Source organism: Pantoea stewartii subsp. stewartii (assembly GCF_008801695.1).
In the GTDB taxonomy this organism is placed as follows: Bacteria; Pseudomonadota; Gammaproteobacteria; order Enterobacterales; family Enterobacteriaceae; genus Pantoea; species Pantoea stewartii.
Window position 1 is genome coordinate 54,951 of the sequence record NZ_VZPF01000015.1, and the last position, 14,892, is coordinate 69,842.

At 54.7% G+C, this 14,892-nt stretch carries 11 protein-coding genes and 2 pseudogenes; 9 read left to right on the forward strand and 4 right to left on the reverse strand.

The window, feature by feature from the left end:
* The first annotated feature begins 262 nt into the window (after positions 1–262).
* Together F7Q90_RS06085 and F7Q90_RS06090 are read left to right on the forward strand one after the other, a co-directional pair.
* Positions 263–814, forward strand: coding sequence for a GNAT family N-acetyltransferase (locus F7Q90_RS06085; RefSeq protein WP_006119669.1), 552 nt, complete (start codon positions 263–265; stop codon positions 812–814).
* A gap of 118 nt (positions 815–932) precedes the next feature.
* A complete protein-coding gene (locus tag F7Q90_RS06090) occupies positions 933–2,357 on the forward strand; it encodes an alpha,alpha-trehalose-phosphate synthase (UDP-forming) (protein WP_044242169.1) in 1,425 nt (474 codons plus the stop codon).
* A gap of 104 nt (positions 2,358–2,461) precedes the next feature.
* Here F7Q90_RS06090 and F7Q90_RS06095 read toward each other — a convergent pair whose 3' ends face one another.
* Positions 2,462–2,959 (reverse strand): glutathione peroxidase, encoded by a 498-nt coding sequence (locus F7Q90_RS06095; protein ID WP_006119671.1) that lies wholly within the window; start codon positions 2,957–2,959, stop codon positions 2,462–2,464.
* Between the two features lie 498 nt (positions 2,960–3,457).
* Here F7Q90_RS06095 and ycgZ point away from each other — a divergent pair, with 498 nt between their 5' ends.
* The 6 genes from ycgZ (at position 3,458) to F7Q90_RS06130 (ending at position 8,465) form a co-directional block, all read left to right on the forward strand.
* Complete coding sequence (gene ycgZ, locus F7Q90_RS06100; RefSeq protein ID WP_006119672.1) at positions 3,458–3,691, forward strand: regulatory protein YcgZ; 234 nt, start codon at positions 3,458–3,460, stop codon at positions 3,689–3,691.
* A 90-nt stretch (positions 3,692–3,781) separates the two neighbouring features.
* Positions 3,782–4,057 (forward strand): hypothetical protein, encoded by a 276-nt coding sequence (locus F7Q90_RS06105; protein ID WP_006119673.1) that lies wholly within the window; start codon positions 3,782–3,784, stop codon positions 4,055–4,057.
* An 817-nt stretch (positions 4,058–4,874) separates the two neighbouring features.
* Positions 4,875–5,135, forward strand: a complete 261-nt coding sequence (locus F7Q90_RS06115) for a hypothetical protein (RefSeq protein ID WP_006119675.1) — start codon at positions 4,875–4,877, stop codon at positions 5,133–5,135.
* A 642-nt stretch (positions 5,136–5,777) separates the two neighbouring features.
* Complete coding sequence (locus F7Q90_RS06120) at positions 5,778–7,256, forward strand: SulP family inorganic anion transporter (RefSeq protein WP_006119676.1); 1,479 nt, start codon at positions 5,778–5,780, stop codon at positions 7,254–7,256.
* A gap of 160 nt (positions 7,257–7,416) precedes the next feature.
* Positions 7,417–8,109 (forward strand): haloacid dehalogenase type II, encoded by a 693-nt coding sequence (locus F7Q90_RS06125; protein WP_006119677.1) that lies wholly within the window; start codon positions 7,417–7,419, stop codon positions 8,107–8,109.
* Between the two features lie 107 nt (positions 8,110–8,216).
* The gene (locus tag F7Q90_RS06130; RefSeq protein WP_006119678.1) at positions 8,217–8,465 is read left to right on the forward strand and encodes a DUF2543 family protein; all 249 of its coding nucleotides are present in this window, start codon (positions 8,217–8,219) and stop codon (positions 8,463–8,465) included.
* 220 nt (positions 8,466–8,685) lie between these two features.
* On the opposite strand, the gene F7Q90_RS06135 is transcribed toward F7Q90_RS06130, so the two are convergent.
* The 3 genes and pseudogenes from F7Q90_RS06135 to fdhF all read right to left on the reverse strand — a co-directional run bounded on the left by F7Q90_RS06135 (position 8,686) and on the right by fdhF (position 14,524).
* On the reverse strand, positions 8,686–10,269 hold the full coding sequence (locus tag F7Q90_RS06135) for an APC family permease (protein ID WP_006119679.1): 1,584 nt from the start codon (positions 10,267–10,269) through the stop codon (positions 8,686–8,688).
* An 814-nt stretch (positions 10,270–11,083) separates the two neighbouring features.
* Positions 11,084–11,566, reverse strand: a complete 483-nt coding sequence (locus F7Q90_RS06140; RefSeq protein WP_006119680.1) for a DUF1641 domain-containing protein — start codon at positions 11,564–11,566, stop codon at positions 11,084–11,086.
* Positions 11,566–14,524: pseudogene (gene fdhF / locus F7Q90_RS06145) on the reverse strand (formate dehydrogenase subunit alpha). The gene F7Q90_RS06140 and the pseudogene fdhF overlap by 1 nt, the downstream one beginning before the upstream one ends.
* A gap of 194 nt (positions 14,525–14,718) precedes the next feature.
* Between fdhF and F7Q90_RS06150 the strand changes: the two are divergent.
* Positions 14,719–14,892 (forward strand): annotated as a pseudogene (locus F7Q90_RS06150) (IS630 family transposase); the annotation flags it as partial.

The following is a 14,892-nucleotide window of genomic DNA, read 5'->3' on the forward strand; positions in this document are numbered from 1 at the left end:
AACATTGCTTCTCTGTCCCGTCCTCAGCATATGCATGCCGCCCTTTTCAGGAGAGAGGACAGGGATATATCAGGCTGGGGACAGGACGGCACGTAATCTTTGCGCCACGGGGGCTTCTTCACTGGCACAGGCCCCATGCCTGCGCCCTTTCCTTTGCACCCTTTTTACACCGCACCCGATCTTTTTTACGCCACTTTTACACGCCGGGCGCTTAAATCAACGGCACCGGGCGCTGAGGCGTCCATGTAAAAGGAAACCGTTGATGAAATGTGTGAATGCGGCCTCTTTCCTGCCGGTTTGTGGTGATGCCGTGATTGCGGATCTTGCCGAGCAGCAGCGGCTACGCCTGCTTTCTCCCCGTAAATGGTTCAGAGAGACGATGGAGGTCAACACCGATCCGGCCATGCTCAACCCGCGGCTGATTGCCCAGTGGCTGGGTTCGGCTATTCCCGATGCACGTCTGCTGACGCTGGCGTTGAACAGCAGTCTTTGCTTTGGCCTCTATCGTCATACCCGGCAGATCGGTTTTGCGCGGGTTGTTACCGATATGGCCGAAACCTGGGTTATACAGGACCTGTTTATCTCGCCAGAGTATCGCTATATCGGGCTGGGATCCTGGCTGCTCCACTGCTGTCTGACCCACCCTAGCGCCAGTGGCTGTCATCGCATTATTGCGCTGAGCGACAGCGCCCAGGACTTTCTTGAACGCAACGGATTCATTTGCCATGCCTCTCTGCCGGGTCTTTATCTCAGGGCGGTTGCTCCTTACGGCCTGAGCGACTCGTTGAGCGCTGACCGCGCCCACCACCATTAAGCGGACAGGACGCTTTGCCATGTGTGGCCTGCTGCAGTTTTTCATCCGACCTCAACCCGATAACGGCTGGACGCCGGGCACGGCAACTGATGCCCTGCCCGCCCATAAGGAAAACACCATGTCAGGTTTTATCCTGGTATCACATAATCATTCACAACGTTCCACGCTGTCTGCAATTTATGAAGGTCTGCTTTCCCGCCACGGCGGACTCTGGATAAGCTGGGATGGTGAGACGACGGTGCTGCCTTCTGATGCACCAAGACCGCTGAGCATTCAGCAGAAAGGCCCTTACGAAACGCTGACCTTTCCTCTGTCTTCCGCCGAAGTGAAAGAGGGTTATCACCATTATATTCATCAGGGATTGTGGCCGGTTTTCCACCAGCGTCCGGATTTGGCCCGCTTTTCTGCTGACGGCTATCGGGAATACAAAAAGATTAACGAAGCCTATGCGCGGGTCATCTGTGATAACGCTATGCCCGAAGACACCATCTGGATACAGGATTACCATCTGCTGGGCTGCGCCCATTACCTTCGTGAGGCCGGACTGACTAATCCTGTGGGCTTTTTCCTGCACCAGCCCTTTCCCTCAGGCACGATGTTTGAGGCGATTCCCGACTGGCGCTGGCTCACGCAGTCGCTGCTGTGCTGTGATCTGCTCGGCTTTCAGACCGTTCAGGACCTGAACAACTTTATCGTCTGGCTGGAAAGCGAATTCCGCACCGAGCGCCTGAGCGTAGACAGCGTTCGTGTGCAGGGGCGGATTGTAAAGCTCGGCGTCTTTCCTGTCGGGATCGATCTGGACGATGTGCGCTGCCTGCGTGACAGCAACAGCTGTGCGTTTATGGAAATGCAGTGTCGTGAAAGCTTACCGGAAAACACCGTTCTGAGCGGCGGTCATCTTGATGAAAGCGCCGGGCTGCCTTACCGCATCAGCGCGGTAGAAGTGTTACTGCGCAAACATGCCGTCTATCAAAAAAATATTACCCTGCTGCAACTGGCCCCGCCTGCTGCGGGCTACGCGGACCGGGCAGCGGCTGTCACGCACACGTTAGAAACTCTGTGCGGAGAATTTAATGGCATGCATGGCATGATGAACTGGTATCCCGTGAATTGCCTGACGCATGCCTACAGCCGTGAGGAGCAGGCGGGTATTTATCGTGCCTCACGCGTCGCGCTGGTCACGCCCCTGATGTCAGGCATGAGTCTGATGGCGAAGATGTATGTGGCCCTGCAGGATCCGGAAAACCCGGGTGTGTTGATCCTGTCACAGTTTGCGGGCGCGGCGGAGCAGATGGACGGCGCGCTTATCGTCAATCCCTACGATCCGGATGCCATGGCCGATGCCATTCACAGTGCCCTGCTGATGCCGCTGCGTGAACGGCGACACCTGCACGCGCGCCTGATGAAGGGGTTACATCTGCATGACAGCCATCACTGGGCAGAGGCATTTCTGTCTGTGCTGGGTGGCATGCCGGTCATTCCGGGCCCGGTTATGGCAGCCGCGCCCGCGTTGCGTCTGAGCAGCAGCCGGGTGCGCTACTGAGGTGACAGGCAAACGCTGCGCCAGTCAGCCTCCTGGCGCCGGTTGCGGCACGGCAGACAACCTGACCGGGTCGCTGTCCTTTGCTGGCATGCCAGATCAACGCTTCACATCACAGTCGCTGTGCTTTCCAGCGCGGCAACAATCGCGGCTTCCATTTTTTCAGGAGAAGTGATGGGGGCAAATCGTCTGAGCGGTTTACCATCACGCGCGATCAGAAACTTAGTGAAATTCCACTTAATCCGCCCACCCAGCACACCAGGCAATGCCTGTTTCAGGAAACGAAACACCGGGTGCGCTGCGGCGCCGTTGACCTCGACTTTCTCAAACATCGGGAGGCTCACGCCATAGTTGATATGGCAGGTCTGTGCGATATCGTCGGCATTACCGGGTTCCTGCCTGCCGAACTGGTTGCAGGGAAAGCCCAGTACCACCAGCCCCTGATCGGCATACTTTTTGTAAAGCGCTTCCAGGCCTGCATATTGGGGCGTAAAACCACAATGACTGGCGGTATTCACCACCAACACCACCTTGCCAGCATAGTCGGCCATCGTAATGCGCTCGCCATGTAAACGGGTAGCACTGAGTTGATAAAAGGCCGTCATAGTGTAATCCTCAGAGAAAAAACATTTACCGCCAGGACTGGCGCGCCGTACATAACAACACAGGGGCCCGGCAAGCCGACTTTTGATCGGCGGCGAAGGCGCTGGCAACAGGATTTGACCCGGCCCACCCGTTTTATGGCACACCCTCTTCGCGCTTAGCCAGGGATAACACTGGCTAGGGTATTTAAAAAGACGTGGCCGAAGCATAACAGAGAAATACGCCTGTCATTAAACCAGCGGTGTACAACGGAACGATGTCGCGTTAAGAAGAAAAAGGCCCGGCCCCCATGTTTACAGGCGTTTGTTGCCTGTCCCATCAGAGCGGCTGTCTGGCTCATCCTGTCCGTTTCTCCCAACGTCATTGGGCGATCAGTTACTTTGAAACCTGATGATTTGACCCCTAAAAATCAGAACCCAAAATAAACCTGTACAATGACTGATTTTTTGTATAACTTAGATCTATACACTCAGCATAATAACTGTACAATGGAGAAACTTATGCAGCACAGACTGCCCGTAACTGGCGTAAGTAAAGATGTTTCATCCTTCTTCAGCCGCGCATCACTGCCCTCTCAGCAGGAAACGTTGGGCGTTGTTGTGGTTGAAATACTCAGAGCAGGTCGTACGCTGAACCGCAAAGCGCTTTGCAAGTCGCTCATTGAACGTATGAGCCATGTTTCTTCTCCTCAGGAAGAAGAACACCTGCAGGAACTGTTGCGCCTTCTGTTCTGATACTGGCTGGAACCTTCTGAAAGGGACTTTGCGGCACAGTGGCTGACATACACGACAGCCGGGCAGGCAAAACTTATTCAGAGAGTAATAATGACATACAGTAAAGATGAAAAACTCCGTGACACACTCATTGGAGAGGCTGCCCTGGCATCCCTTGAGGAGCAGGGCAGCGTCACATTCAAGAGCGTGCTGGAAAATCTTGATACCATCATGCGTTCTTCTGACAGCGAAGAGAAAAGCCGCGCAGTAAGCATGGCCATCAGTGAAATTAAAGCCGATATGGCCGCCCGTCGCTCTCCTGATGACAGGGACGATGACCATGCCGCCCATCTGTCACAAGATGCCGATGAAACCTCACGGAACTGACCGTGTCTCAGCGTTATACACGTCTGTCAAAGCAAGTCATTTACGATTAACGACACAAGCAGGCTGTCTGTTTGGGGGTGAAAACAGCGTTGAAGCGCTATCCCTGCCAGGCAAGGCTTTCTGGAAGACAAAACGTTTCGTATTACCGTGACCGGAACGACACCAGAGAGAGTAAGGCCCGATATTCTGCGCACGTAGCTTACGGGGACAGGCCCGACTGCGACGCAGATAAGAAGATGCCTGACGTGAAGCGGATATTAATGCATCTTTTTCATAAGCCGGATAATGAGTTCACCGCAGTCCGCGCGCGTTTTTGCCTCTACGGTATGTTCAGTCATCGTCTGCAAGGCCCTCGTCAGGTCTTCAGACATGACAGTGCCCTCCCGTCTCAGGAGCTGGCTGACGGTTCTGCCTACCAGAGCAAGCACCTCTTGTGAAATATCGTGCTCATTGTTTTTCAATCGTCCTCCCGGCAGGTGTATAAAACATACAGTTTATCACTTTTCACCCCACCACCCAACCTCGGCTCTTTCTTGCGCTTTCAGGTTAAGACAGTGCAAATGAAACTGAATACCCGAAGAGATTACGCTAACCGTAATAACTTTAAATGAAAAAGATTTTCTCCCTTCCGGTCGCAGTGCCATTATGTTCCCTTTAACGCACGAATAACAGATCTGGCCTGGGTTACGCGTACCTGTTTCTGAACGCATCAGGACAGAACAGAGTAAGTGCTGAATATTTTAAGCAGGCATTATCTGCGGGGACGACTACAGTCAGTGGTGAGGTTGTCATAAATCGTACTTATGGAGAATTGACCGTGTTACTTCAAGACGACGAGAAAGGCCACGTCATTATTGGCGAAGCAGCATTGCACCTGGCGCTGGCTGACAGGGAAATAAACATTACTTCTCTGATGAATGAACTGAGACGCATGGCAACAGACAATTGCAGCGACGATCGCCTGAGTAAAATCCTGGAAGCCAGAACATGGCTAAGAGCATTTTTAACGCCCGGTCTCGTAAAGCAGCCAGTGCCCTACCTGCAGACACTTGCAGGCCTGAACGAAGAAAAGAAATAACGCCAATGGACGTAGTCCGGCCCCGGCCGGAAGACGACGATACGAGATAACCTCATCGGTCTCGCGCGAGCGCGTACCGGCCGGAGATACTGTCAGGGACGACACTTCACGGCATGTTGCGCATAACCACGGTGTTGTCTTTTGCTCCTCGTGCGGTCAAAACACGTTCTGTAAACGAAACGATCGCGTCAAACACGCGGATACAGCCGGCTGACGACGCGTGGCGCTTTCTTTTCGAGTACGGCCGCCCCCTTTCCTCACTGTGTTCCCCTGACACTCACTTTCGGGTTGACTTTGCAGCCTGTCAGAAATACGCAGGACGATTTAACGTTGACCTGCGTGTCGTTTTGTTTATAGTGAGTCGCTGTTCTGCTCAGGAAAGCACCATTTCGTCACCTGACAGGCATCGCCGTCTGCCCCGGATATCGCGTCCGGGCAGGAATGTCCTTCCTGAAAGCCCCTTATGGCCGTAAAGGAGAATTACCATCATGCGTCTTACGCCACCCTGAGTTTCCCCCCCTTCCCTGGCGCACCGGCTTAACCGATCGCGCACGCAATAACATCCCGACTGCGGATGTGCTTTTGCATCACTAAATTTTGCCCGCATGGGCTTACTTTCATCTAAAAAACTGATAAATCAATATGTTGCTGTCCTCGATGCGTAAGGACTGGCTGGGTAACGTCCGGGGTGACGTCCTTGCCGGTATTGTGGTCGCGCTCGCCCTTATTCCAGAAGCGATCGCCTTTTCGATTATCGCTGGCGTAGATCCCCAGGTCGGACTCTACTCCGCATTCTGTATTCCCTTCGTTATGGCCTTTCTCGGTGGCCGACCGGCGATGATTTCGTCGGCCACCGGCGCGATGGCGCTGCTGATGGTCACGCTGGTTAAAGAGCACGGCTTGCAGTATCTGCTGGCGACCTCCGTGCTGACCGGCCTTCTGCAGTTGCTGGCAGGCTATCTCAGGTTAGGCAGTCTGATGCGCTACGTCTCCCGCTCGGTGGTGACCGGCTTCGTCAACGCGCTGGCTATCCTGATATTTATGGCCCAGTTGCCGGAACTGACTCATGTGAGCTGGCAGGTTTATGCCCTGACCGCTGCCGGGCTCGGCATCATTTATCTTTTCCCCCGGATCACCAAAGCCATCCCTTCCCCCCTGGTCTGCATTATTGTTCTGACTGCAATCTCTGTATGGCTCCATCTGGATGTGCGCACCGTCGGCGATATGGGCAGGCTGCCCGGCAGCCTGCCCGTGTTTCTGATCCCGGACATTCCGCTGAATTTTCACACCCTGCTGATCATCCTGCCTTACGCCGCAGGCCTGGCTGTGGTGGGATTGCTGGAGTCGATGATGACCGCCACCATCGTGGATGACATGACCGATACAGGCAGCGATAAAAACCGCGAGTGCAAAGCGCAAGGGATCGCCAACATCTGTACCGCCTTTATTGGCGGTATGGCGGGCTGCGCCATGATTGGTCAGTCGGTGATTAACGTGAAGTCGGGCGGCCGGGGACGGTTGTCTACCCTGACAGCGGGCGTGGTGTTACTGCTGATGGTGGTCTTTCTGCGCCAGTGGGTGTCTCAGATCCCGATGGCAGCCCTGGTCGCCGTGATGATTATGGTATCTGTAGGAACCTTCTCCTGGCAGTCGATTGCCAACCTGCGCACCCATCCCATGTCCACCAGCGTGGTGATGCTGGCCACCGTCGTCGTTGTGGTCGCCACTCACAACCTGGCGCTGGGTGTGCTGATCGGCGTACTGATTGCCTCGCTGAACTTTGCCACTAAAGTGGCGCGCTTTATGGCGGTGTCCTCTGAGCGGCAAGGCAACACACGTATTTATACCGTGACGGGCCAGGTCTTTTTTGCCTCGTCCGATCGCTTCACCCGCCATTTTGACGTCAGCGAAGAGGTGGAACGCGTCATTATTGATGTCACCCATGCACATTTCTGGGACATCACGTCAGTGAGCGCGCTGGACCGCATCGTGATCAAGTTCCGGCGGGAAGGCACGGAGGTCGGGCTGCGGGGAATGAATGCGGCAACGCAAACTTTGGTTGACCGCTTAGGCGTGCATGACAAACCTGACGAGGTCGAAAGACTGATGAACGGTCACTGAGAAACAGGGCTGGGGCTGTTTGTCCCAGCCACTGGAGGCGTGGCCAGACGCGCCACGCTTTCCCGCAGTTGAGTGTTTCAGATGGGCCTTCTACGCTTAAGCCTGACCAGATGGGCGTTACTGTACCGTCTGTTTATACTCAACGGTTAACGGAGGTCAAATGACAGACACGACTGTCACCCGTAAAGATACCCACACGCTTTTTTTTGATGTCAATGAAACCCTCCTGGATACCGCGCCGTTAAAAGCCTGTGTGGTGCGTCGCCTGGGCAATAAACCCGAACGCGCAGAAGCCTGGTTCACTTCGCTGCTGCATTACTCGCTGGTGGAATCCGTCACAGGCAGCTGGCACAGCTTTGGTGATATCGCAGAAGCCGTGCTGCAGATGACCGCCGAATGCTATGGGATCACGCCTTTACCTGACGCTACTTCGCTGGCTGACGCCTTATCGGCCATGCCGGCTTTTCCTGACGTTGCAGACGGTTTATCCGCATTAAAATCGCACGGCCTGACGCTGGTGGCGTTGACGAACTCGTCACAGGCGCTGGCTGAAAAACAACTCAGTCAGGCGGGACTAAGCTCTTTTTTCAGCCGGGTGCTCAGCGTCGAGTCATTACAGGTCTATAAGCCGGATTTGCGCGTTTATCGCTGGGCAATGGATGAAATGAAACAGCCAGCCACATCATGCATGATGGTAGCCGCGCACGGCTGGGATGTCGGCGGTGCGAAGCGCGCGGGGATGAAAACCGCCTTTATCGCGCGGCCGGGACAAACGCCTTTCCCGTTGGCGCCTGAACCCGATGTGATCGTCAGGGATATTGGCGCGCTTGCCGCTGTGTTCACTCACCGGTGAAACAGAACCTGCCCCGCGGTAACGACAGCCCGCAGGGCAGAAAAACCCACGCAACCCTGCTATGATCGCCGCCTGAAAGCAGTAAGCACTTTCCCTGAGGACCTGATATGACCCCTGATGTTCCACTCAAGTATTATGACATTGCTGAAGAATACGCGGCAGAAACAGCAACGCCGGTCAGCGAGTCAGAACATGATGCGCTGGCGCACTACTTCCAGTTACTGATTACCCGGCTGATGAATAACGAAGCGATCAGCGAAGACGCGCAGCAGGAGATGGCCGCCGAGGCAGGCATTGATGCGGCGCGTATTGACGAGATCGCCACCTTTCTGAATCAATGGGGCAATGAGGACTAATGTCGATAACTGATGCACGTCCGTGCATCAGTTTTATGGGCTGCCTGTCCGCTTTCTGTTTCTTTTAATATATGGACTCAAAAAAAGGATTTTTCACACTCAGCAGGAGCAAGAGGAACGGCACAATGCCTGATGTGGGCGGTCAAGAAAGTGAATGTCACAACGGAGCGCCGTCATGAGAAACTGCACCTGTGCCGGGCACAGGCGCAGACGATAAACGCTAGGACGCGTGTTTGCCGAAGGATACCGATTCCTCCTCCTCATTGGTAATATTAGGTTCCGCCAGGCTGGCGCTCACGCCCCAAAAGTAGCAGACCAGGGATGCGACAATGATAAGAATCATGTCGAATGGCGTGCTAATCACGCCGCTCCCGCCGTAGGTACCGAGCATGGAAATCACCATCACCACAATGTAGTAAGCCAGCAGCCACCAGGCGCAACGCAGATCCTGACTGAATTCGCTGTTCTTCTTACCAAAGACGGCGTAAGCGACCCAGGCAATAATCAGGATCGGGATAAGAATCTCATTGACCGACCAGCCGCTCCAGTAAATCAGGAGCGTACTGGCTACAAACGCCAGCGGACTGAGCAGCCCGGCTATCGGCAGGCGAAACGGGCGCTGCATGTCCGGCAGGTGACGACGAAATGCGCCCAGCGTGATCGGGCCCGGCATATAGGTAAAGACGGTGGCCGAGGTGACCGCACCGATTAATCCGCCCCAGACCTGAAACTCAGAAGGCAGCGTCCAGGCGATGGCCAGCAGCAGCGATAACCACAATGCGCCGCGTGGTACGCCCGATTTTGCATCCACTTCACCAAACACTTTAAACAGATGACCGTTACGCGCCCAGGCAAACAGCACGCGCGCAGCCCCCGCCAGATAGATGTTGCCGGTTCCGGCCGGAGAAATCACGGCGTCGATAAGAATCAGGTTAATCAGCCAGGTCAGTCCCAGGCTGCGCGCTAAATCGGCATAGGGCGACTGGAACACCTGCTTCAGCCCGGCCCAGCCATGTTGTGACAGTAAATCGGCCGGCACCGCGCCCATAAAGGCATACTGCAGGGCCAGGTAAATCACGAAGCTGACGGCAATGGCAATACCAATCGCCAGCGGTACGTTGCGCTGTGGGTTTTTGGCTTCACTCGCAAAATCCACGGCCTGGCGAAAACCAAGATAGGCAAAGACAATCCCTGCCCCCGTCAGCGAGCTAAAAACACCATGCGCCCCGCCCGGCGGTGCTGGCGGAACGTCAAGATTCGGCGCATGAAAGTAAAGCAGGAGCGTAATGATGGTCAGTACCGGCACGATAAATTTGAAGGTGGTAACAATGGTATTCACACGACCAAAAAAACTCACGCTCCAGTAGTTAAGCAGGAAAAATACCACCAGCAGCCCAATCTGCACCACAAACCCTAATCCCGTTGGGCTGCCGTCCGTATGCCCCAGGGCAGGCCACCAGTAAATCGCGTACTGACGAACGGCCTCCACTTCCACTCCGGCGGTGCTGGTATACGCCAGCAGAGAACTGACACCAATGACAAAGCCGACGATATTGCCGTGCGAATAGTTGGGATAGCGCACAAAACCGCCTGCGCGCGGCAACGCCGAGGAGAGCTCGGCGTAAACCAGGCCAATCATCAGCACAATCACCGCACCCAGCACCCAGGCCCAGCCGGTATGGCTGCCTGCATAACCGGAGCTGTTAAGGGCGGCATATAGCCAGCCCGACCCGATCATGGAGCCGATGCCCAGTAACGACAGATCGACCAATCCTAATTTCTTTTTAAGTCCCGTGGACGCCATAATATGCCCCTGTATGATTTTGATTATTAGATGTTGTGCGTGGGAATAAAGCATATTGTGTGCCAGCACTATTTTACTGTCGTGATGGTTTATGTAAGAAACATTCTGGTTCACATAAGCAGGCGATAAAGGGTTTCAGGCGAGGCTTTCTACGGAAATAAACAGATCTGTCGACAATCAGGGCAAAATTAAGCAGGAGATCACGGTGCAAGGCGCACTGAAATGATCCGAAAAATATATTGTGAAGGTAATTGAAACATTCCGTCACCGGTAAAAAAGTCATGACACAGTTTTGGACGCCTCTGAGCCTGAAAGCCGGTGAAACAGCCCCCTGAGAAACTGACGCGCCTACCTTCTGCCCTGCCTTAGTCAGGCTTTGTACGCCCGCCGTTCGCATTTTGCCGGGCCATCCGATCCGGGAACGTCAGACGCAAAAACAGGCTTTCCTCATCCTCATTAATATGATCAATAAGAGCGGGCAGTCACAGACGGCGTTTTTTTGCACCAGGCCGACACGTAAAGATGTGTTCTGGCCTGCCGGGAATAAAAACAGATTGGTCAGGCGGCACGGAACTTTTTTATCTGGCCCGCTGATGATGTGTTAATACCCTGTCCGCAACATGAAGGGAAAATAAGTGAGAAAATGACGCAGTGCGGCGCCCTTATTTAAACAGCGGATGTCAGTGAATCATCTTTATTAAACGGGCACATTTTGCGCCTGTTGCCAGCGTCCTGAACGGATCCGGTAATCCAGCCCGTACGGGCTGGATTACCGGCACAACAGGCTCCCGGGAAAGCCACCGTTACCCGATACTCAACTTTGGGTAGGCTTCCCACTATACCGGCTGATCGGTTTTTCAGACGGCTGTTTCATCTCACGTCCAAACGCGCGGACGCCTGCCAGAGCCGGTTTAATCCCTCGCCATAACTCCTCATCTTTCAGTAATCGGATGATGCCGCGGATGCCGGGTGCGCTTTTATCTTCCCCGGCCAGTCCGGCCCCCCGCATCGCTTTTGCGGCATTAACGATCCCCAACAGCACAGGATTGAACTCTTCGGGGGAAATCGTTGCCAGCGCCTTAAAGACCAGGGACAGATTCTGCATGGCATTAAGCGCTCCAGGCTGGTTCAGGCCGTCAACCAGCACACCGGCAATCTGGGTATTGGCATTGACGATATCTGTAGCCAGACGCAGGAAGCCATGTTGATGAAGGCTTTCCAGCAGCGTGGCAAGGGCTTCGTTTGCTGTGGGCTCGGTGCGCGTGGGCGGCACGTCATACTTTAGCGGTTCAGCCATTAAAACTTCTCCGGATGGGCGGTGTGTTCAGGCGGCAGCGTATAACCTGGCTGACGCCATTTATCCTCAACGGGCAGATGATCGCGCGGCGTGCGGTGCCCATGGCGAAAATTGTGCGACGGCAGCGGTGAAGCGTGAGGAGGACGCGCCAGCTTCTCCAGGCGAATGGCAATTTCTTTATAGGCTGGCGTCTGCACGTCTGGATCGTGATGATCCCCCGTGAGTCCGTTTACGCCCGGCTTACCATGGTGTATCGGGATAAAAAGGATATTACCTGCCACGCGTTCAGTAATGATCACCGGCACCTCAAGCGCACCGCGCCGTGACGTCAGTCTGACCCAGTCGCCTTCCTGCAAGTGACGCTCCTGCGCCAGTGCGGGGCTGATTTCAACGTACCAGTGAGGCGACAGCGAGGTGATTCGTCCCCCCGCCCCCGTCTGGTTGGTGGCCTGAAAATGCTCCAGCATGCGGCCGTTGTTAAGCAGCAGATCATAATGGGCATCGCTCTCCTCGGCAGGCGCTTCCCACTGCAACGGATAGAGCCGCGCTTTGCCATCGGGGAAGTGAAAACCGTCGGTATAGAGCAACGGCGTGCTACTGCCGTCGGCGCTGACAGGCCAGAGCTGTCACTGCCAGCCGGTCATAGCTGACGCCGGCAAAGATACCGGCGATGCGCGCCGCTTCCGCCATAATGTCGGCGGGATGCTGATAATACCAGGGATGGCCCAGACGGCTGGCGAGTTCGGTCAGTATCCGCCAGTCGGGACGACTGTCGCCTAAGGGCGGTAGCACCTCGTAAAAGCGCTGAATACGCCGTTCGGTGTTCACAAACGTCCCCTCTTTTTCGACGCTCGGGCAGGCAGGCAACACGACATCCGCAAATTCTGCCGTCCGGCTCATAAAGATATCCTGCACCACCATAAAATCGAGCCGACTGAACGCCTCATGGACTTTTGTGGAATGCGCATCCGCAAATGCCGTTTCTTCACCAATGATGTACATCGCTTTCAGCGTGCCCTGATGCGCCTGCTCGATCATCCGGTAATTATCTGCGCCCTCTTCCGCCGAAAGCGCTTCCGGATCGACGCCCCAGGCCGCCGCCCATTTTTGCCGCACGGCCGGATCCGTAACGCTTTCATAGCCGGGATAGACATTACTCAGGCAGCCAAAATCACTGGCCCCCTGCACATTATTGTGGCCGCGCATGGGATACCCGCCGGTGCTTGGCTTACCATAGTTGCCGGTCACCAGCAGCAGATTCGAGAGTGCGGTGCTGGTATCCGAACCGTGACTGTGCTGCGTAATGCCCATCGCCCACAACAGACAGGCGCTTTTGGCCTGGCCTATCATTTCTGCCGCGTTCGTCAGTTCCTGCACGCTCAGACCGGTTAACTGACTGGCATAGTTGAGCGTGAAAGGCGCCAGCGACGCCCGAAACTCGGCGACGTTATTGACCTTTTCGGCAAGAAAGGCCTCATCGGCATAACCGTGATCGAACATGTAACGCGCCATCGCCGATGCCCATACCATGTCATAACCCGGCTTAATCCGCAGGTACAGATCCGCGCGCTCAGCCATTTCATGGCGACGGGGATCCACAACGAGAAGCTGCTGCCCGTGATGTTTATGGGACTGTTTGATATGGGAGGCAATGACCGGGTGATTTTCTGCAATGTTGCTGCCGACGATAATGATCAGCGACGCCTGCTGCATATCCTTGATGGTTCCCGCGTCGCCCCCATGCCCGACGGTCCGGAACAATCCCTGGGTGGCAGGGTTTTGACAATAACGGGAGGAGTTATCGACATTGTTGGTGCCAAAGATTAAACGGGCGATTTTTTGTGTCAGATAGGCTTCTTCATTACTGGCTTTACTGGAACCGATAAAGCCGATGCTGTTGCCGCCCGACTGTCGATGAATCTGCGTCAGGCGCTGGACGATAACCGCCAGCGCTTCATCCCAGCTGGCGGGACGAAAGCGCCCCTGCTCACGGATAAGCGGGGTGGTCAGGCGGTGCGGATCATTCACAAAATCCCAGCCAAACTTGCCTTTTACACAGGTTGAAATGCCGTTTGCGGGTGCATCTGCAACCGGCTGCACTTTTAGGATGTGGCGATCACGCGTCCACATTTCAAAACTGCAGCCTACGCCACAATAAGTGCAGACCGTTTTCGTTTTTTTAATTTCAGACTGGCGCATCGCCATATCGATCAGTGAAACACCGGTAACGGGTCCCGCGCCGATGCTGTTTTCCAGTTTTTTAACCACGTCAATCAGCGGACGTTTCACGGTTTCCGGCATATTGGTGAAGGGACCGGCATTGGGCTGCATCGTTTTTTCCAGCAGCGCATTGCAGGGGCAAACGGTAACGCAATGGCCGCAGCTCACACAGCTTGATCCGGCTATGCGCTCGCCACCGTCCCACAATACGCGGGGATGGTCGGCGGTGTAATCGATAGACAGCGTTTCGTTTACCTCGACGTTCTGGCACGCCTCTACACAGCGACCACAGAGGATACACTGGTCAGGATCGTAAGTATAAAAGGGGTTGGTATGGTCTTTTTCCGCAGGTTTACGCTCATAGGGATAATACTGAATCGGTATCGCCATATCGCTGACCGCGTTGTGTAAGGTGCAGTCGCCGGTATTGTGTTCGCATACCGTACAGTAAAGTTCATGGCGCGCTAAAACGCGGTCCATGCCCTCTTCCTGCGCCGCCTGCGCCTACGGATCTACGCTGCTGACCACCATGTCGTGCACGGTTTCTAGCGTACATCCCCGCACCAGTTTGCCCGCATGCTCTACCCAACAGACATCACAGGTTTCCAGTGGCTTCAGAGCGGGGTGATAACAGACATGCGGCAGTTTTTTGCCGTGCAGTTCGAGAAAATCAATCAGGGGCAAACCTGCCTGACCTGACAGCCGTTCCCCGTTGTAGACAATGGTGCATGTTTCCATGATTTTACCTTTTTTCTTTTCGCGGATGGGATAAGCGGTCATCGGCTTTCTGCCTGTATAAAGGCCAGGTAATTTTTATTTCCTGTTAAAACTAAATAACTGCTCGGAATAGTAGATCCCTTAGAGGGAACTCAGTCCGGTTTATGCGATCTGATCAATCGCTGAATATCCCAAATCACCAGCCGGACTGAGCAATGTCGATCATAGCACCAATACCCAGAACCGAACGACGCCTGATGCAGAAAACTATCCATAAAACAAAGGACAAAAACCACGCCCGGCGGCTCACCGCCATGCTGATGCTGCATCGTGGTGACACCGTCAGTCATGTTGCCAGAACACTCTGCTGTGCCCGCTCATCGATTGGT